Origin of the sequence: Streptomyces sp. NPDC058620 (assembly GCF_042717135.1) — a bacterium.
Taxonomy (GTDB): domain Bacteria; phylum Actinomycetota; class Actinomycetes; order Streptomycetales; family Streptomycetaceae; genus Streptomyces.
This window is the reverse complement of the sequence record NZ_JBHXQO010000091.1, coordinates 1-16,947: the sequence shown is the minus strand read 5'-3', so window position 1 is coordinate 16,947 and position 16,947 is coordinate 1. Positions and strand designations below refer to the sequence as shown.

Genomic DNA, 16,947 nt, shown 5'->3' with positions numbered 1-16,947 from the left:
GAGGCGCGGGGCGCGGCGTTCAGCAGTCCTCCGGGCACCGTTCCGCGCCTCTCCTGCCCGTTGAACCCCTGGGTGGTCTGGCGGGCGCTGTAGGATCCGCCAGGGCTCACTGGGCCCTCCGCCCCCGGCCGCTCTCGTGGTTGCAAAGGGAGTTGCTAAGGGGGTTGCCCTGGAGGTTGCTAAGAGCCACTCGCACCCGCCCGGCGGATGCCCTCCCCGCGTTCGAGCTCGCCGACGGTGTCGATCCGCGCTGCGTACAACTGGACTGCGTCCGCCAGGATTCCGGTGTCGGGATGCACTGTTCCGAGGTCGATGAACTCGGCCGCCGGAGCGCCGATCTCCTCCCGCAGCTCCTTGGCCGCGTTGTCGGCGTGTGCAGGTCCGGCGGTGGCGCCGCCCCGCGGGATTTCCCAGTGCCAGGCCCTTGTTGCGTGCCGGAAGTGCTCGATGAGGACGACGTCGCCGCCCAGTAGGGGCAGTACGGCCACCCCCGGCTCTACCTGCGGAGAGACCATGCGCAGGTAGCGGCCCTGCTGGCCGTCCGGGAAGACGACCGGGTCCTGGAGCAGCATCCACCACTTGTCGCGGTAGATGACCTGTCCTTCGGTCATCGGCCTGCGCATGATGCTGATCGCACCGTCCCCGGGCGGGGTGAGAAACCAGGCGGGGGGAGTGTCGCGCAGGTGCGCGTACGCGGACTCGGGGGTGTGGTCCATCAGATCACCGACTTCGGCGGCCAGAGTGAGCAAGGATTAGGGCAGTGGTACGGCGGGGGTCACGCGACAGCTCCCAGGCGGGCGGCGGACGGGTCGGCGGCGAGCTCATCGACGGCGGTGTGCGTCATGGGCCCGGTGGTGCTGATCCGCGCCAGGTCCTCGAAGCACTCAAGGCGCCACTTATCGACCACCCAGTCCGGGGGCCGGTCGAAGGTGACGGTCAGGGAGCCCATGACCAGACCGTGCAGGAGCGCCTCGCGCGGTGAGGCCGCCACGTAGCCGTGCGCCTCCTCGGGTGAGGCGCCGGCGAGCGCGGCGAAGTAGGTGAGCACCGCCTCCTCGTACTCTCCGGTGCCGGCGTCGAGCACGGTGGGGGAGTACGGGCCGTTCGGCTGATCGAGGAACATGCTCAGCAGCGGGGCGAGTTCTGCCATCACCTGGCCCAGGTGGCCCGGAAAGCCCAGGAACGGAAGCTCGTCCCGGTCCAGGGCGCGGTACAGCCGATGCAGCTTTCGGGTGTCGACCGCGGGCGGAGACGGCTGGAAGCCGATGGCCAGGCCCTCATCGGGCAGGTTCGGGGCGGTGCGGGGGCTCACGTCATCGGCTCCATACGGGTCGCTCGGGCAACAGGTGCCACCCCATCTACGCCCGCCCACAGCCGCCTCGGGCCCCCGGCCGCCGAGGACGCCGTGGGGCGGGAGGATGCGGCGCACAACCAGGCTGCGCCTCCCGCCCCACGGACTGGGCGGCCCCGGGCAGTGCCGCCACGCCGGGCACCGGCCGCCTCCCGGCCGATTCCGCCTGCGGGGAGGGCGGGGGCAAGTCGCGGAGCCAGAAGGTGGGACCGCGGCCACCTGCAGGCCCCGGCACTGCTGTTCCCGCTCTGCGGACCGGCACCCCAAGTTGCCGTTGCAGGCCGCGGGAGCCGGGCGGCCGAGCCGATCACCGGCCGCGACCAGATGCGCAGCTTCGACCCTGCCAGGCCACTTCCGCGCCACATTCCTCGAAAGGCTCCTCGATGATCCGTGCTACGCGCCGCGCCGGTGTGCGGTCCGCCGCCAGTGACACCCCGTGGACCGCGTGCGGTGGTCGGGGCGAGTACCGCTCGCCCCGCCGGTTACGCGCAGTTATGGCCCTCCGGGATGGCGAAGCAGCGGGGCTGCCAGCTGGTCCAGTAGCCGTTGGAGTGGCGCACACGGGCCCAGTCGTTGCCGTCCGAGCCGGTGGCGATGATGTAGAGGAGCGAAGTGCTGTTCTCCTGCTCAGGGGTCGCGTAGATGCGGCTCTGGACCCACCCGCCCATGGACATCCAGCCGTTCCAGGATCCGTCGGACCTGGTCCAGTTCGTCCACACCGCGTGATCGGCACCGACGACGAACTCCTCCTTCGTCCCGTTGGCGAATCTCATGGTCGAGACGCCGTACTCACAGATGTATGTCTGCCCCTTGGTCGAGCAGTAGGTCGCCGCCTGTGCCGGCGACGCCGCGACCCCCACCCCCGCGAAAGCGGCCAAAGCCGCGACTGTCGCGAGGGCACTCTTGAATCCGCGCATGTCCATATTCCTTTGCCGAGTGGCGTGGTCATGTCGGGGAGCGGGAAGAACCAACCCCCCTGCCACCCGACGTGGATATCCTCGCCCTCTCCTCTAACGTCCCACTGGCGCTTCGCTTACGTCCTCGAGATGGAGGGCGGCCTGCCGCACCGGCCGACCCGCCCGATGAGTCGGGGCGGGACAGGCGGGAGCCGGGCCGGCACCCCCAAGCCGAAGCCGGACCGGACGTTCATCGCCGGGGGTCGCTGGACGGAAGAGGGCGGGTCGGCCGGGCACGAGCCTCACGCGCACTCATAGGTGCACCCCGGGCCGGGACCCGGGGTGCACATCGACGAGCGGCCTCAACCGTGACGAGCGTCGGGTTCCTCGCGGCGCAGAAGCGCGCGCAAGGCCATGGACGCCGCTGCCAGGGCGATCAGCACAGCCCCTGCGGCGACGTCGAAGACCTGGGCCCCGTCGAAGACAGCGGTGTTCCGCAGACCAAGCAGCCATGGGGAGGCGACCAGCCACCCACCGGCAAGCAGCATGATCATGTCCGACCAGGTTCCGACATGCCGGCTCAGCCGGGCTATCGCCACCGCGAGCACCAGGATGGCGACGCCGATCTCGTTGCGGTGGATGTCCTTGGCGGCGTCCGGCCCGTCACCGCCGACCCACGGGGCGACGCACAAGGCGATACCGATGACGAGCATGAGTCCGCTGATGATCTGCTCGCGCCATCCGTGCATCAGCACCTGTCGGCTCGTCGAAGCCGGATGCGTTGATGTCGCACCTGCAACCATGGTTCCTTGCCTCCTCGGGAGCGGCGACAGCACCTCTTGGGACGCGACACCCACCATTATCGGACCTGCCTCGACCGGGGCGATCCCAGGCGTCGGGCCGCCTGTCCCGGTGAGCCGCCACCGAACGGTGAGCTATGCGGGCAGGCGCCTCACCTCACCGGCCCCCGGACCGACCAGCACGCGTTCGCCCCTGCCGCAGCGCACGACATCGGCCGCGAAGCCCCCGCGCTCCGCCTCGGCGAAGAAGTCGGACACCGGACTGCGCATGACCCCGTACTCCTCGTAGTGCACGGGCAGCGTGCGGCGCGGGCGCAGGAGCCGGACGAGGTCGGCTCCCTGGCGCGCGTCCATGGTCACCAGCAGGCCGCCCGGGAGCGTCGTGCCGCCCAGGTGCAGAACGGCCAGATGGAGATCCGGGTGGCGCCGGGCGATCTCCCTGATGCCGGGGAACATCAGCGTGTCCCCCGTGATGTAGAGGCGCAGTTCCGGCGTCGCGCCCTGGGGGCCGAACTCCAGCAGACTGCCCATGACGGGCGGGAGCAACGCCTGAGCGAGCCCGGGACCATGGCAGCCCGGCAGCGCTGTGACGCGCACCTGGGACCGGTCGCGGGAGAGCGTCTGAGACTGCCAGGTACGCAGGCCGGTGGCCCGCGAGAAACCGTGCAGTCCTTGGAGGCGCCGGGAGGCGTGCGGAGTCGTGATGATCGGCAGCCCGTGGTCCAGACCCCGGCGGGCGAGCCGGTCCCAGTGGTCCCCGTGCAGGTGCGACAGGATCACGGAAGGTCAGAAGCGGTGCCAGAACCTGGGATTCGAAGACGCTGCTGCTGCCGAGTCGCTCAGGCGGAAGGCATCCACTGGTAGTAGTGGGGTAACAGGCCGTCCGTGAATCACGGACGGAACCTTGGGCGTGGCCGCGGGCCGAATCCCACCCGGTGGCCCAGGCCCGGGCCACCATGGCCAGGTACGCCCCGCCGATGAGGAGAATCACCGCCGTGATCTGTGCCCATCACCGGCTCAAGGGCGGTGCCGCCCAGCTCGGCGCCACCGGCCCAGGTCTCGCCGGTCCGTTCGGGACCTGGCCCGCCGACACCGGCCGCGACGAGGGGGGACAGGAGCACGAGCGTCTCGCCGGGGGAGACGAGGCCAGCGTCTCGTTGGAGCGGGCGGCCGGCGGGTGAAAGCTGGCGCCGCGCGCCGCCGTGGTTGGGCCCGGCACACGAGACGCGGAGACCCATCGAGCAGTGGTGTTTCACAGTCCTGGCTGGCGCACCTGCCCGCTTAGTAGAACCAGACGAGGACGGGAACGCGGATCTCCTTCGCGTCTCGCATGATCATGTACTCGATGATGACCGGCTCTCCGGGCATTTCCAGTGAGTACCGCACACTGATCTCGTCCATCGGGTCGCCGGGAGGGCGCCGCCCGAGATCGAGCGCACCTCCGACCTCGATCGCCAATGCTCTCAGGAAATTCGCTGTCTTCCCCCGTAGATCAGCAGGCATGTCCAGGACCGTCTGCGCGGGGATCTCCTCGGTCCAGACACTCCAGCTCATGCGACGTTGATGCGGGCAATGAGATCGTCCACGGACAGCAGGGAGTTCCCACGTTCGGCCTTCGCACGACTGCGTGCGGCCTCGGGGATGCGGTTGATCATGGCTGCCTTCCACCAGCGGCGCATCACCCCGGGTACAGCTGCTTCCTCCGCGGCAAGTACTTCGGATTTGAAGCGGGCGCTGTCGGTACCGTCGAGGGCATCTGCGATGGCGTTGATGGTGTGCGGAATGCCAGGGATCCGACGGTCTCGCGGGGTCTCGGGCTGGGCGCTCATGCTCGTCCTCCAGGTCGGGACTTAGAGTGTCCTACACGACCGCGCGCGGTGTGGTCTGCATCGTGCTGTTCGCGGCAATCAGACAGGCCGGCCCCCAGATCGGTCTGCCGTCCCGCTAGCCCGTGCGGCAGCCCAGGTGGAGGGCCCGGAACATGACGCGTACGCCGCTGGCCGTCCGCGCATTGCGGACTCAGTCCTGCGCAGTCGGCGCGGGGACTTTCATCGACTTGCACCATAGCCGCAGCGCCTCGGTGACGCCGTCCTGCAGCCCCAGCCCGGTCTGTTCCAGCGTCGCGGTGAGCCAAGCGTCGTCCTCAGGCAGAATCCGTGTGGCCAGAGCGACCCGCTGGGGACCGCGTGGCCGACCGACGCGGCGGGGCCGGCGAGCGGGCGTGGCAACCTCCGCCCCTCCTTCCTGCGCCCTGCGGCGTGCCTGCGCCCTGGCTGGCGTCGTACGGGCGGTGAGCCGGAGCTGCGTGATGCGGGGGTTCGTCATGCACTGCCAACGCGTGGCCCCGGCAGGCGTTAGGGCTGTTCACGAGTACCCCTGACCAGGCGTGACAGAAGGCGATGAAGATCGCTTCCCGTTTGATCGAAGATCGTTTCCCAGTGGTGTGACACCTCCGCTCCGTATTGGGTTGGAGTTCGTACAGGTGAGCACGGCAGAGTGGCGTGGTGAGCGAACTGTGGGCACGCACCCTGACCTGGGCAGAAGTCGATCCGTTGCGGCATCCGTTCGAGCTGGACGAGGATGCGGCAAAGGCATTGGCCGGTCTTGTCGCACCCTTGCTGCCCAGCCCGGAGGCCGTCGAAGAGCACTGGTGGCGCTCGCTGGACCCCGTCACCGAGTTTATGGTGAACCGGTACGGCCGGTGGGCCTGCGGTTGGAACTGGTCGGTGGGTGAAGGCGACACCGATGGCGGGGTCGTCGACGTGTGGTGCTGTGCCCGCCATTCCGTGACGACGGCGGACACGACCGCCCCGTTGGCCGTCGCGGCCTTGCTCGAGTGGCGTGACTGGATCGAGGATCTGGCGGAGCGCTTCTCCGCCTTGGCGCCGCCGTCGCACTCAGCGGTGCCCCTGTCCTCTGTGGATCCCTGGCATTGGGAGCGCGCGTGCACGCGGCTGGTTACCGTGGTGGCCGACAGGACGCGGGCGGAGAGCGGCTGGTACGGACACTGCAAGCAGGTCCTCGGATGGTTCCTCGCCTACAACGGCATCGACGAGGAACGAGCCCAGGGGATCGTGGAAAGCTCAGTCGGCGGCCGATTCGGCAGCTGGATCGCACCGGACGTCGTAGTGGTCGACACGGTGAGTTCGCAGTTCGCCCGGACCGTGGACCGAAACCGATGACGTCCGGCCCCAGCCACCATCGGGACGCCCTTGCCGACTGGCTGCGCATTCGCACACAGATCTCTTGGCCGTGCTGGAGCGGCACTCGCCCCGACGCTGGAGCACCGGCATACGACGGCTTCCGGGACTTCTTCACCACCACACGCGGCAGCCGCGACGCCGAAGGGACCAAGCGGGTCCTGACCGCCCTCGGCATGGCCCTCGCCGACGCGGCACAGGGCAGGCGGCTGAGCTTCGCCCTCCTGACAAACTGGCAGCGGACAGTCTTGCACCGAGCTTCTGCCCCTTTCCGCACAGTGCCGGCCTTCGCGAAAGACGGGCGGGAACGTTACGGCCTGGCACCCAACACTCCGGCGCGTTTCGAGCACTGTTTGTCCGAGAGCGCTCAACCGGACCTGCCCCTCCCCTCACGCGCCGCTCGGACCTACCTCGACGTCCTGTTCTTCCATCCGTTCGAAGACGGCAACGCCCGCGCGGCCATGCTGGCGCTGGCCTTCGTCCTTGCCCGCGAAGGCGTCCCACTCGACCAGGTACACCCACTGCAAGCCACCCGCTGGGCCGACGACGCCGAGGGCTCGGCCGATCTGGCGGTGCTGCTCGGGATCCTGGTCACCGCGGCGGAGCGCCGCCTGTCCAACGGAAGGCAGTCATGACCGAACGAGACGTCATTCTCAACGAACTCGCCCAGGGGCTGCGCCCGATGTCACAGGGCATCGAGTGGTTCGACACACACAGCCCGGAGGAGCAGTCCGAGGTGCTCCTGTTCCTTCGCCATCACTGCATGCAGGCTCGCGCCGTCACCGAAGACGGACCGGAGAGCATCCGCCGTGCCGGGCTGCGCCCGACGCATACGGCTGCGGTTCTGATCACCTGTGGTCCGATCGATCAGCAACTGGGGAAGATCGCCGGTCTCGCCCCTGTCGACGAACGCCGCAAAGCGTTCCGGCTGCTGGTCGCGGTACTCGCGGACGCGGACGAACGACGCCGCGAGCGCTTCTGCTCCGGCGGATGCGGTCACTGGTGGCACAGGCTGCCCGTCGGTGACTGAGTGCGTCGGGCAGAAATGGGCAGTTCACGAACCGTGATGGCCTGGTACGAAACAACCCATCCGGAGCTCGCCCGTCATGGGGGAGATCGTTCCCCGTCCTGCGGCATATTTCTGGCGGACAAAGTGAGGCGATGGCGTGCGAGGTCGACTTCGACGATCCGTACGGTGATCTCGTCGCCCTCGCTCACGATCTGGCCGGGGTGCTCGACGGGCTCGTCACGGAATTCGGTGTCGTGTGACAACCGCTGCGGAGCCTGACGGCCGGCGGGTCGAGATCGGGTCCGTCGGCCGCTCAAGCTCGCACGGTGGGCGGGTCAGCGAGGGCGTCGGGGTCAGTGACCATGCGCTGCCAGAGTTCGCGACGGTCCGAGCGGGCGGCGGCGTGGCGCTGCCCGGGTCCGGGGCCGCCCCGGGCGGCGAGCTCCCTGCCCCCCTTGGCCGGGCGGCGGCGCCGGCGGCCGTGGGACTCGGGTGGTGTCGGCCGTGGCGGACGTGATCCGCTCACGGGTCGGCAGCGCGACGGCCGGCCCGGGAAGGCAGGCAACCGGAAGGTGGTTGGGCCCGCCCCGGGGCCGCCCGACGCGTTCCCTGGTGAGGGCTACTTGGAGAAGTACAGGTACTTCCAGGCGCCGTAAGTGGTCGAGTTGACGTTGTCGCCGGACGTGCCGTTGACGTAGACGGACCGCGTCCGCGCCCGGATCCCGGACTCGCCGGGTGCCCCGAGGCTGATCGCCGACTTCCCGTTCGTGCCGAGGGCGAAGTACCGAGAGCCGCCGGAGTGCCAGGCGCCGTTGTAGTGGACCTGAAGGTCGAAGCGCTGCTTACGGCCCGGGTAGTAGGTCATGGTCGACGTGAGCAGCGGGTTGGTGCTCTTGTGGAACCAGTAGTACGACTTTGATCCGATCTTGGCCGTCTTGTAGTGCTTGGAGACGGCGGTGGCAACCTTCACCCGGGCGTAAGCGGTGGACGTGACCGCCTTGGGCTTGTAGCGGGCGTCGCCCTTGAAGACCGCCGAGATGACCGTGTCCCGGGTCATGTCGACGGTTGCGGAGATGTTGCCGCTGGAGTTGACCGTCGCGGTCCTGAGTAGCTTGTTGGGCTTGTCGGCGCCGTAGGGGTTGGCCCAGATCTCGACCGTGCGGTTCTTGTACGTGGTCGCGAGGTGGGCGGTGAAGGAGACGTCGGTGCCGTAGATGTAGAGGTTGCCGTTCTTGTTCAAGGTGAGCGTGGTGGCGGCGCGGGAGACCGCGACCTGGTCGGTGCCGCTGACCGGGGTGTGGTCGGTGCCGCCGGCGTAGGCGACCTTGTAGGTGACGGTGCCGCCGGCCGGCGGGGTGTCGGTGAAGGAGTACGTGCCGTCCGTCCTCACCGCGACGGTCGGCAGCGCCTTCCCGGCGGGGCTCTCCATGTCGGTACGGGTTACCTGGAGCCTGGCACCGGCCGGAAGGGGCACCGTGGCGGAGACCTTGCCGCCGACGGTGAGATTCTTGGCGCGGGTGGCGGTGGCCGGGGCGTTTACCGTCAAGGTCGGCACGCTCTTCGCCGGGTCGGTGAGCGTCTTGAGGACGTAGCCGCCCGGCGACGAGACGAGAGCGAAGATGCGGGAGGAGTCCGGAGCCCAGGCCAGGACGGGCGCGTCCACGGCGTACGTCCGGATCGGCGTGCTGGCGCCCGGACGGTAGACCGACACGTTCGTCTCGGTGATCTGGGCCACCAGGCCGTTGGGGGCGATGTCCGCGCTCTGTCCCGCCGGGTAGGCGCCGGCAGCCGTGAAAGTCCCGCCCGCGTATGCGTTCCGCTGCGTGCCGTCGACCAGCACCTGCGCGGCACCGGGCACGAGGTCGATGTCGGTCAGGTAGTTCAGCGAGTAGCCACCGTCGTGCCAGGCGGTGAGCTGCGGTGTGGCGCCGGAGACGTCGATGACGGCCATCAGGTCCGTGGTCATGTCGTAGAAGTCGGTCGCACCGATGGCCAGCAGCCCGGGTGCGGACGGGTCGGTGTCGAGGTACGCGCCGCCCTCGATTGCCAGGGCCTCGTGCGGGAGCTGCCTGAGCGCCATCGGGTCGGTCCCGTCGGCCGGGTCCACCGCCGGGTCGATCGAACCGAGGTTCCCGTAGCCGTCCGACGGGTCCTCGTAGGTGAACCAGACCTTCCCGCCGGTGAACTCCACCCGCAGCGGGCCGATGCTGGTGGCCACGGGGTAGCGGGCTTTGACGTCCAGAGTGGCCGCGTCCAGGACCACGATCTCGTGGCTGCCCCGCGCTGCCGCGTACAAAGTGGTGCCGTCGTCGGACAGGGCCAGGTCGAAGACTCCGTTGATGCCGCTCACGGAGTCGACGCGGTTGCCGCTGTAGTCGGCGGCGATGATCGACCCGGTCGAGTCGTTGCCGACGAAGACCCGCCCCAGTGTTCCGCTCACGACCATGCCTCCGGGCGAGCCGATGGTGACGGAGACGGCCGAGGCGGGCCCGGCCGCGGCAACGCTCAGTGCCACCGAACCGAAGAGAACCGCGAGCGTGGTCGCGATCGAGATGTTGCGCGTACGCACAGTGTTGTAACCCCCACATGCAAGCCCGGTTCGTTACCGGGAAGTTGGGACCGCCGCGCAACACACGAACGTGACCACGATCCGGGTCGCTGTGACGTGCGGGTCGCGGCTGCCTGGGGCAGCGTATGGCATGCCAATGACAGGGCAGGAGGGGGTCTTGCCGACGCGGACACCGGGTGGTCCCACTGGGCGTCTTCGGACCGGCGGTTCGTACGTCGGCACCTGGTCGGCCTGCGGCCCGCCGACAGTGCGGGGAGACCACTTGACGCGCCGGGGAGCGGACGAGGCAACGGCTTAGCGGGGCCTGTGGCGGAGGACAATGGGCTGGAAACACGAAACGCTAGAGCAGGAGCCTCCATGGCGAAGCGAGTTCACCAACCCCGTGAGGATGCGGAGTTCGATTTCATCGTCGGGATGAGCGGAGTCCCGGTTCTCGCCTACTTCACCGGGACATGGCCGAAGGCGATCGAGCGCTGCCGGGAGATGGACCTCGTCGTGGGCGGCATCGCCGACGAATACGCGGGCCGTCTGACGGCCGTCCGTACGGACATGACGCGCTGTCCCGCCACGACCAGTCGCTATGGGATCACCCGCGCCCCGTCGTACGTCCTGCTGAAGGAGGGCAGGACGGTGGCACAAGGCACGGGGCCGCTGACCGCCGCCGAGGTACGGCAGTGCCTGGACAGCCAACTCTGAGCCGCCGCGCACCTATGGTGCGGGGCCTGGAGCCTCTCGTGCGCGGCATCCCACCCATCCGATCACGCCGCGGCTCCGGCGCCGGAGACCGACGAAGCTGCACGCGGACAAGGGCTACGACTACGACCACTTGCGCCGATGGCTCGTTCGGCGGGGCATCCAGCACCGCATCGCCAGCAAGGGCGTCGAGTCCTCGCAGCGGTTGGGCCGACATCGATGGGTGGTCGAGAGGACCGTGTCCTGGCTGGCCGGCTGCCGTCGCCTCCACCGCCGCTACGAACGCAAGCCCGAACACTTCCTGGCCTTCGTCGGCATGGCCGCGGCTCTCATCTGCCACCGGCGTCTGGCCAAGACCCAACTCTGACGACGGCAACGATTTGGCTGGATACGCTGGCCTGTCATGACCAACTGAAAGGTACCGCGATGAGCCAGTACTTCGACCTCGGCGACGAGACACTGTGGAACCCATCCAATGGAGCTTCCCGCATGTTCCAGCGCCAGGTGGCGGTCTTTGAAGCGGAGCTGGAACTCCCATCGGGCATAGGGCCGATGGAGAACGACGAGTGCCAGATCAGCCCCGACACCTTCGAAACCTTCGTCAACGCCCTCCTGACGCAGCACCGAAAATCGAGCCACACCATCTGGCTCGCGCTCTCCGAAGGTTTCACTGCCACAGTGCTCGTTCTTGCAGAACGCGCCGGGGTCAAGGTGGACTGGGCACGATACGGAGCCGCCCCTGAAGGCCCGCTCCAAGACGTACAGGTTTCCACCGTCACTGGGATGTCCACCCCCGCGGAGGGCGCAGCCTGGTCTGCGGGCCTGCGCGAGAAGGTACGGGAGCTGGGACGGCGCATGCCCCGCTGACCAGAGCAGCCGCGTCCGACGCACCGATCGCGATTCCTTACCGCTGCTGCTCGCCATAAGAACCAAACGCTCACTAACGACCTTCGGAGAAATTGACAATGTGGCGTGCTGGTTACTGACTTCAGCTCGTCAGGGTGACGTTGGTGTGTCGAGGGTGAGACCGGTCCCGGCTATGAAGCCGTCGAGGGTGTGGGGCCGGTACTGAAGTCGTTTGATGCGGTTGCGGACGAGTGTTTCCAGGCGGTCGAGGGCGACGACTGCGAGGTTGGCGAGGCTGTTTTTGACGTGGGCCCATACGCCCTCGACGGGGTTCAGGTCGGGTGCGTAGGCGGGCAGCAGGAACACCGTCAGCCAGTCCCGGTCGTCGATCATCCGGCGTATTCTGCGGGAGACGTGCGTGTTCAGCCGGTCCCAGACCAGTACGAGCGGGGCGCGCACGAGGTGGTGCATGCCGTCGATCAGGGCGATGAAGTCGCTCTCGCTCATGCTGCGGCGCTTACTGTTGCCCGCCCGGTGGGCGAGAAGACGGTAGGACAGGCGGGTGCGGGAGCCGGGCCGCATCGCGATCAGTCCGGCGACCGACAGCCGGCCGGAGCGGCGTCCGCTGACCGTCACGACCGGGGTGCGGCCGCGCCGGCCCCAGGTGCGTCCACGGGGCGGCCGCCGGGTGAAGCCTGCCTCGTCCTCGAAGCAGATGTAGCCCCCGCAGGCCGCCCGAGTCCTTTTACCTCCGCCCAGGTCGCCTCCTTCCACACCGTCACGGCCTCCTCGTCCCGCTCCGCCGTCCGGCGCGCGGGCATCTGCGGGGAGAACCCGAGGCGGTGCATCAGCCGAGTGGCACCCGAGACGCTGTAGGAGACGTGGAACTTCCGCCCGATCAGCGTCGCCACCCGCGCCGCGGTCCACACCTGGTCCTCCACCCACCCGTGCGCGGCCGGCCCCTCCTCCAAGAACCCCGCCAGCTTCTCCAGGCTCCGGGGCGACAGCCGGCACCGCGAACCGGACGCACCCCGCGAGACCAACGCCTCCGGCCCGCCCTCACGCCACAGCCCGTGCCACTGATACGCCGACTTCCGGCTCACCCGCAGCCGCTCCGCGACCTCCAGCGGCCCGACCTCCTGCTCGAACAACGCGACAGCCTGCATCCGCACCGACTCGCGACGCCGACGACCCTCAGCCGTCAGCCCGCCCCCATCCGCATATCTCACACACCATGAGATACAGCCCAAACCCCTTGCACATCACGGACTTCGCGATGAATCACCCTGACGAGCTGAAGTCAGTAACGGATTACGCGGCGAGGAACTCCTTCCAGTCGCGGCCGGCGATCAGTGCGTCGTCGCCGGTGAGGTTGGCGCCAGCCCGGTAGGCGCGGCCTACCTTGCCGGGGAGACGGACCGGCAGGGTGCGGCGCGGCTTGGCACCGGCGGCGACACGCTGCGCGGCGGCCAGTTGGGGCAGCGTGTACACGCCTGGCCCGGCCAGGTCGGATACGCGTCCGGCCGGATCCCCGAGGGTCAACTCGGCCAGCCGGGCGGCTACTTCGGCGGCGTCCACGGGCTGGAAGCGCAGACCGCCCGGCGCTGGCACCAGCGGCATCCGGCGTATCGCCCCGACCATCTTCAGCAGCAGCTCGTTGACCTGCGCGGCCCGCAGCACGGTCCAGCCGATCCCCGACTCCATGACGGCCCGCTCGGCACCCGCTTTCGCCCGGAAGTACCCGATCGGCATCGCGTCCGCACCGACCACCGACACCAGGATCAGGTGCTTCACTGTCCCGGCGGCCCGTGCCGCCCGCACCAGTCGCGCAGTCGCCGCATCGTCGCCTTTCGGGCCACCGGCCAGGTGCAGTACGGTCTCGGCGCCGCCGATCAGCGCCAGGTCCAGTTCGCCGTCGGCCAGCAGATCGGCCTGTACGTACTCGACGCGTGGGTGCGGTGCGATGTTCTCGGGACGGCCGCCGCGGGACAGGATACGGACGGTGCGACCGGCCGCAACCAGGAGCGGGACGGTGAGGCGGCCGATGGTGCCGGTGCCACCGGTGACCAGGATGGGGGTGTTGATCTTGCGGGTCATGATGATGTCTCCTCGGTACGGCACCGTGGGGAGCGGTGCGGGGTCTGCCGTGGTCGTTCTGCTTCACTGACACGGCTGCGCGAGGGGATGTGACAGATGGCGGAGAAATTTCTTCAGTCCGAGCGGTACGAGGCGGAACGCCCTCATTTGCGGGCGGTGGCCTACCGCATGCTGGGCTCGCTCACCGAGGTCGACGACGCACTCCAGGAAGCCTGGTTGCGGGCGAGCACCACCGACATCGCCGATGTCCGCAACATCGGCGGCTGGCTGACCACGATCGTCTCCCGAGTCTGCCTGAACCTGCTCCGCGCCCGGCAGACTCGACGCGAAGAAGGCATCGACGGGGCACCCGAGACGCAGGCCGGGCCGGGGGCGATCGATCCGGCGGCCGAGGCCGAGATGGCGGACGAGGTTGGTGTGGCGCTGCTTGTGGTCATGGAGGCACTGGGACCGGCGGAGCGGCTCGCGTTTGTTCTGCACGATCTGTTCGCGGTGTCGTTCGACGACATCGCCGTGATGCTTGAAAAGACGCCGGCCGCCGCCCGCCAACTGGCCAGCCGCGCCCGGCGGCGCGTCCGCGGCACCCAGCCCCCCACCGGGCCGGAACGCCAGGGACAAAAGCGAGAAGTCGTCGACGCCTTCCTCGCCGCGACCAGAGCCGGGGACTTCGAGGCACTGGTGGGTCTGTTGCACCCGGACGTGGTGCTGACCGCGGACCCGGCCGTGATCCCGACACCCGAACCGGTCGTGGTGCTCGGCGCGCACACCGTCGCCAAGGGGGCGATGGCGGCGACCGGGCGGGCCGCGACGACCGGGGTGGCGCTTCTGGACGGCGAATTCGGGCTGGTCATGGCCGAGGGACGAGGGCTGCGCCTGGTGCTGCGGTTTGCAGTGCAGGGGGAGAGCGGGCTGATCACCGAGGTGGAGGTGGTCGCCGAGCGAGAGGCGCTGGCGGGCATTGATGTGACCGCGCCCTGAGGCTGCCGCAGTGGCTCGATGCCGTCCGGCGAGACGACCTCCCCGGCCTCCATACACTCGCCGCAGGTTTCGATCGTGACCGCGATGCCGTCATCGCTGGCCTCACCCTGCCCCGGAGCTCTGGGGTCGCCGAAGGACACGTCAACCGGATCAAGATGCTCATACGCCAGATGTTCGGCCGGGCCGGCTTTCGTCTCCTCCGCAAGCGCGTCCTGCTCTACTCGTGATGCACAGGTCAGACCGCATCATCACGGAGGCCGAAGCCTTCCGGGAATCCTTCCAGGAACTCCCGCCGCGCGGGGTCGGACTCGGCTTCGGCCATCGTCCCGAGTAGGTCGATCAATTCGCTCCGCTGGTCGTTCGACAGCTTGCTGGCCAGGTGGGCGACACCCTCCAGGACCTTGACGGCGTCGTCCGGGTCCATCTGCTCGTCTTCGCTGCCCTCGATGAACCACAGGACGTCGACCAAAGCCTCGGCCAGGGCGTGGGTCAGAGACGAGTACACGGGCTTCAAGGCGGACTCCCAACAGGTCACGGCAGCAGAGTCCGGCCATCCCACCACACACCACGACCGCATGCCGCTGGACGAGGTCCTGGCCGTCGTCCCGGCCTTCCACCCCGCCTGGACGGACGCGGACCCTGAACTGATCGCCTTGTGTGACCGGGAAGCGGCCCACGGGAACTTCCGGGCCTGGGCGAAGATCACCCACCACCTCACCGACGGGATGAAGGAGTCCGGACGCGCGCACGTGGACGAGGAACTGCTGCGCTGGGCCTACAGCAAACTGAGCCACCGCCGGGCGGCCTGATGCTGGACTGCCCGAACCCGCCGCCGGTCACGGTGATCCTGGACCCGCACGACGACGTGGTCCACACCCGCGCGGCCCTGGCATCCCACGCCCCGCACGAAGGACGCCTCACCGTCCACCCCACCCCGGGCGTCGACTCGGCCGTCGCGCTCGCGCACGACATCCTCGCCGCCCTGAACAAGCCCGTACCCCTGGCCGGCCACCGCCCACTCGACCCGGGCCCGGCCTGGTCGGCCGCCGCCGCCTGGATCCTGGCCACCCCCATCACCCACCTGACCCTGCTGCGCGCCCACCTGCTCACCCCGCACCGCTTCAAAGACCTCCTAGCCCTGCGCCGACGCACGGGCATCCGCCTGGTCCTCGTCTGCCACCGCCGGACCGTCCAGGCCTTCCTGGAACGCGAGCTGCGGCAGGTGGAACACCACATCGCCGAGGCCTCAGCCCTGCTGCCTGAAGCCGAACCCGCCGCCCCGCAGTCGCAGACGCCCCCGACAGCGGGGCCGTTGGCGAACCGCTGGATCAGCCTGCCCGCCCTGACCACCCTCAAGACCTTCGACGAGACCACAAGCCCCTGCTGGTGCACCGCACCCATGGCGACGGACCGGGACTTCCTCCCGCCGGTCATGCCGCCGGTGACCGAAGCGGAGGTCGCCCGGCGCCTTCACCGCGCCACGACACACCCCCACCTGGCGGCGCAGCTCGCCACAGCGGTATTCACCGCGGCCTCCACAACGCAGCTCGATACCGCGAATGTCCGCGATCTGGGCCCGGACGGCACAACCATCACGCTCCACGACCACGGGCTGCGCCAGGGCTGCATGACCCACCCCGTTCCCCTCTGGGCCCGCCCCCTGCTGAGAGCCGCCGCTCTCCTGTGGAGCATCGAGACCGGCACCAACGGACCCTTGTTCAACGGTTCCCTGGAAAGCAACGACGCCCCATCCCTGATGGCCTTCGCAGAGAGCTGCAAGCTACGCCCGCCCCAGCCACCGCGCCCCAAGCGACGCCGTACCAGGAGCGGGACGCCCCAGCGTCCGAAGGAGCCCGTGAAGACCATCTGGCCCGTAAGCACAGCCCACCACCGGACCGCTTGGGTCTGGGCCGGACCCGATCTGATGCAGGGTTGTCCGCACCCGCCTCCGCACACTCGAAAGACCATCGAACGTAGGAAGAAGGGATGGCTGCCACCGGACTACGGGCTGCGCGAACTCCGGTACCTGCGCTGAGGGGTCGGTGAGCTGTCCAGCCAATCTGCGGCTGGAGGGCGGCCGCCCCTATCACTCCCTACGGCGCTGCAGGCGTGCCGGGAGCACCGCGAGGCCGGTCCGTTCGACATCCTGTTTCGCGCGCTGCGGTGGGAACGCAAACGTCGGCTGATGGGCACCGTGGAGGCCGACCTGGACAGCCTCCGTAATCTCGATGTCAACGATCTGCCGTTCGCCGAGCAGTTTCCGCAGGTATACCTGCGGAACGAGCTCCTCCCCATTCCGATCCTATTGGAGCTGACCGGATCGAACCTGCCGCAGAAGGTCTACATCAACGTGCCTCCGGACCACTTCCTAACGAGCTCGTGCATGGTTGGCGGTGCGCGTCGAGGGCCGAGTTTTGGCCGTCGTGTTCACATTCGCACGCTGCTGGCGATGGTGGCGGTCTGCTGGTGGGAGAGCAGTCCGGCGACGGCTTGGATGATGTCGCTCAT

22 protein-coding genes and 2 pseudogenes are annotated in these 16,947 nt (G+C 68.9%); 12 read left to right on the top strand and 12 right to left on the bottom strand.

Annotated elements, in window-relative coordinates; genetic code table 11:
• Nucleotides 1-179: 179 nt before the first annotated feature.
• From ACFWSK_RS35870 to ACFWSK_RS35850, 5 genes and pseudogenes are all read right to left on the bottom strand, one after another.
• Nucleotides 180-716, bottom strand: coding sequence for an NUDIX hydrolase (locus tag ACFWSK_RS35870; protein ID WP_383795833.1), 537 nt, complete (start codon nucleotides 714-716; stop codon nucleotides 180-182).
• Between the two features lie 59 nt (nucleotides 717-775).
• Nucleotides 776-1,312, bottom strand: a complete 537-nt coding sequence (locus ACFWSK_RS35865) for a hypothetical protein (protein WP_383795830.1) — start codon at nucleotides 1,310-1,312, stop codon at nucleotides 776-778.
• Between the two features lie 521 nt (nucleotides 1,313-1,833).
• Nucleotides 1,834-2,268, bottom strand: a complete 435-nt coding sequence (locus tag ACFWSK_RS35860) for a hypothetical protein (protein ID WP_125516029.1) — start codon at nucleotides 2,266-2,268, stop codon at nucleotides 1,834-1,836.
• 341 nt (nucleotides 2,269-2,609) lie between these two features.
• Nucleotides 2,610-3,050 (bottom strand): SPW repeat protein, encoded by a 441-nt coding sequence (locus ACFWSK_RS35855; protein WP_383795828.1) that lies wholly within the window; start codon nucleotides 3,048-3,050, stop codon nucleotides 2,610-2,612.
• A 132-nt stretch (nucleotides 3,051-3,182) separates the two neighbouring features.
• Nucleotides 3,183-3,830: pseudogene (locus ACFWSK_RS35850) on the bottom strand (MBL fold metallo-hydrolase); the annotation flags it as partial.
• A 194-nt stretch (nucleotides 3,831-4,024) separates the two neighbouring features.
• Between ACFWSK_RS35850 and ACFWSK_RS35845 the strand changes: the two are divergent.
• The gene (locus ACFWSK_RS35845) at nucleotides 4,025-4,228 is read left to right on the top strand and encodes a hypothetical protein (RefSeq protein WP_383795826.1); all 204 of its coding nucleotides are present in this window, start codon (nucleotides 4,025-4,027) and stop codon (nucleotides 4,226-4,228) included.
• Nucleotides 4,229-4,328: 100 nt separating this feature from the next.
• Here ACFWSK_RS35845 and ACFWSK_RS35840 read toward each other — a convergent pair whose 3' ends face one another.
• Both ACFWSK_RS35840 and ACFWSK_RS35835 read right to left on the bottom strand, forming a co-directional pair.
• Nucleotides 4,329-4,601: a hypothetical protein gene (locus ACFWSK_RS35840; protein ID WP_383795823.1), complete on the bottom strand. Its 273-nt coding sequence runs from the start codon at nucleotides 4,599-4,601 to the stop codon at nucleotides 4,329-4,331.
• The gene (locus ACFWSK_RS35835) at nucleotides 4,598-4,876 is read right to left on the bottom strand and encodes a hypothetical protein (RefSeq protein WP_383795820.1); all 279 of its coding nucleotides are present in this window, start codon (nucleotides 4,874-4,876) and stop codon (nucleotides 4,598-4,600) included. Before ACFWSK_RS35835 ends, ACFWSK_RS35840 begins: the two co-directional genes overlap by 4 nt.
• Before the next feature lie 675 nt (nucleotides 4,877-5,551).
• Between ACFWSK_RS35835 and ACFWSK_RS35830 the strand changes: the two genes are divergently transcribed.
• Genes ACFWSK_RS35830 through ACFWSK_RS35820 form a run of 3 tightly spaced genes read left to right on the top strand, consistent with a single transcriptional unit; the run spans nucleotide 5,552 to nucleotide 7,277 of the window.
• Entirely contained in the window at nucleotides 5,552-6,229 is a 678-nt protein-coding gene (locus tag ACFWSK_RS35830; protein ID WP_383795818.1) for a hypothetical protein, read from the top strand.
• On the top strand, nucleotides 6,226-6,882 hold the full coding sequence (locus ACFWSK_RS35825) for a Fic family protein (protein ID WP_383795815.1): 657 nt from the start codon (nucleotides 6,226-6,228) through the stop codon (nucleotides 6,880-6,882). The genes ACFWSK_RS35830 and ACFWSK_RS35825 overlap by 4 nt, the downstream gene beginning before the upstream one ends.
• On the top strand, nucleotides 6,879-7,277 hold the full coding sequence (locus ACFWSK_RS35820; RefSeq protein WP_383795812.1) for a DUF5958 family protein: 399 nt from the start codon (nucleotides 6,879-6,881) through the stop codon (nucleotides 7,275-7,277). The genes ACFWSK_RS35825 and ACFWSK_RS35820 overlap by 4 nt, the downstream gene beginning before the upstream one ends.
• Nucleotides 7,278-7,875: 598 nt before the next feature.
• Here the strand turns inward: ACFWSK_RS35820 and ACFWSK_RS35815 are convergent.
• Nucleotides 7,876-9,825 carry a YncE family protein gene (locus ACFWSK_RS35815; RefSeq protein ID WP_383795810.1) on the bottom strand — a complete coding sequence of 650 codons (1,950 nt, stop codon included), beginning with the start codon at nucleotides 9,823-9,825 and terminating at the stop codon, nucleotides 7,876-7,878.
• A 357-nt stretch (nucleotides 9,826-10,182) separates the two neighbouring features.
• On the opposite strand from ACFWSK_RS35815, the gene ACFWSK_RS35810 reads away from it, so the two are divergent.
• The 3 genes from ACFWSK_RS35810 (at nucleotide 10,183) to ACFWSK_RS35800 (ending at nucleotide 11,385) form a co-directional block, all read left to right on the top strand.
• Nucleotides 10,183-10,521 (top strand): thioredoxin family protein, encoded by a 339-nt coding sequence (locus tag ACFWSK_RS35810; protein WP_383795807.1) that lies wholly within the window; start codon nucleotides 10,183-10,185, stop codon nucleotides 10,519-10,521.
• 61 nt (nucleotides 10,522-10,582) lie between these two features.
• Entirely contained in the window at nucleotides 10,583-10,885 is a 303-nt protein-coding gene (locus tag ACFWSK_RS35805; RefSeq protein ID WP_383795844.1) for a transposase, read from the top strand.
• Nucleotides 10,886-10,944: 59 nt separating this feature from the next.
• Nucleotides 10,945-11,385 (top strand): DUF6086 family protein, encoded by a 441-nt coding sequence (locus tag ACFWSK_RS35800; protein WP_383795804.1) that lies wholly within the window; start codon nucleotides 10,945-10,947, stop codon nucleotides 11,383-11,385.
• A gap of 129 nt (nucleotides 11,386-11,514) precedes the next feature.
• Here the strand turns inward: ACFWSK_RS35800 and ACFWSK_RS35795 are convergent, their stop codons facing one another.
• The 3 genes from ACFWSK_RS35795 to ACFWSK_RS35785 form a co-directional block, all read right to left on the bottom strand.
• On the bottom strand, nucleotides 11,515-12,081 hold the full coding sequence (locus ACFWSK_RS35795) for a transposase (protein WP_383795842.1): 567 nt from the start codon (nucleotides 12,079-12,081) through the stop codon (nucleotides 11,515-11,517).
• The gene (locus ACFWSK_RS35790) at nucleotides 11,997-12,536 is read right to left on the bottom strand and encodes a winged helix-turn-helix domain-containing protein (protein ID WP_383795839.1); all 540 of its coding nucleotides are present in this window, start codon (nucleotides 12,534-12,536) and stop codon (nucleotides 11,997-11,999) included. Before ACFWSK_RS35790 ends, ACFWSK_RS35795 begins: the two co-directional genes overlap by 85 nt.
• 139 nt (nucleotides 12,537-12,675) lie before the next feature.
• The gene (locus tag ACFWSK_RS35785; RefSeq protein ID WP_383795802.1) at nucleotides 12,676-13,461 is read right to left on the bottom strand and encodes an SDR family oxidoreductase; all 786 of its coding nucleotides are present in this window, start codon (nucleotides 13,459-13,461) and stop codon (nucleotides 12,676-12,678) included.
• Between the two features lie 96 nt (nucleotides 13,462-13,557).
• On the opposite strand from ACFWSK_RS35785, the gene ACFWSK_RS35780 reads away from it, so the two are divergent.
• Nucleotides 13,558-14,439, top strand: a complete 882-nt coding sequence (locus tag ACFWSK_RS35780) for a sigma-70 family RNA polymerase sigma factor (protein ID WP_383795800.1) — start codon at nucleotides 13,558-13,560, stop codon at nucleotides 14,437-14,439.
• Nucleotides 14,440-14,441: 2 nt separating this feature from the next.
• Nucleotides 14,442-14,666, top strand: a pseudogene (locus ACFWSK_RS35775) (ISL3 family transposase); the annotation flags it as partial.
• Nucleotides 14,667-14,674: 8 nt separating this feature from the next.
• On the opposite strand, the gene ACFWSK_RS35770 reads toward ACFWSK_RS35775, so the two are convergent.
• A complete protein-coding gene (locus ACFWSK_RS35770) occupies nucleotides 14,675-14,944 on the bottom strand; it encodes a hypothetical protein (RefSeq protein ID WP_383795836.1) in 270 nt (89 codons plus the stop codon).
• 70 nt (nucleotides 14,945-15,014) lie between these two features.
• Between ACFWSK_RS35770 and ACFWSK_RS35765 the strand changes: the two genes are divergently transcribed.
• The 3 genes from ACFWSK_RS35765 to ACFWSK_RS35755 all read left to right on the top strand — a co-directional run.
• Nucleotides 15,015-15,248: a hypothetical protein gene (locus ACFWSK_RS35765; protein WP_383795797.1), complete on the top strand. Its 234-nt coding sequence runs from the start codon at nucleotides 15,015-15,017 to the stop codon at nucleotides 15,246-15,248.
• On the top strand, nucleotides 15,248-16,474 hold the full coding sequence (locus ACFWSK_RS35760; RefSeq protein WP_383795794.1) for a hypothetical protein: 1,227 nt from the start codon (nucleotides 15,248-15,250) through the stop codon (nucleotides 16,472-16,474). The genes ACFWSK_RS35765 and ACFWSK_RS35760 overlap by 1 nt, the downstream gene beginning before the upstream one ends.
• Nucleotides 16,475-16,624: 150 nt before the next feature.
• On the top strand, nucleotides 16,625-16,947 hold a 323-nt coding region (locus ACFWSK_RS35755), incomplete at its 3' end, for a hypothetical protein (RefSeq protein WP_383795792.1).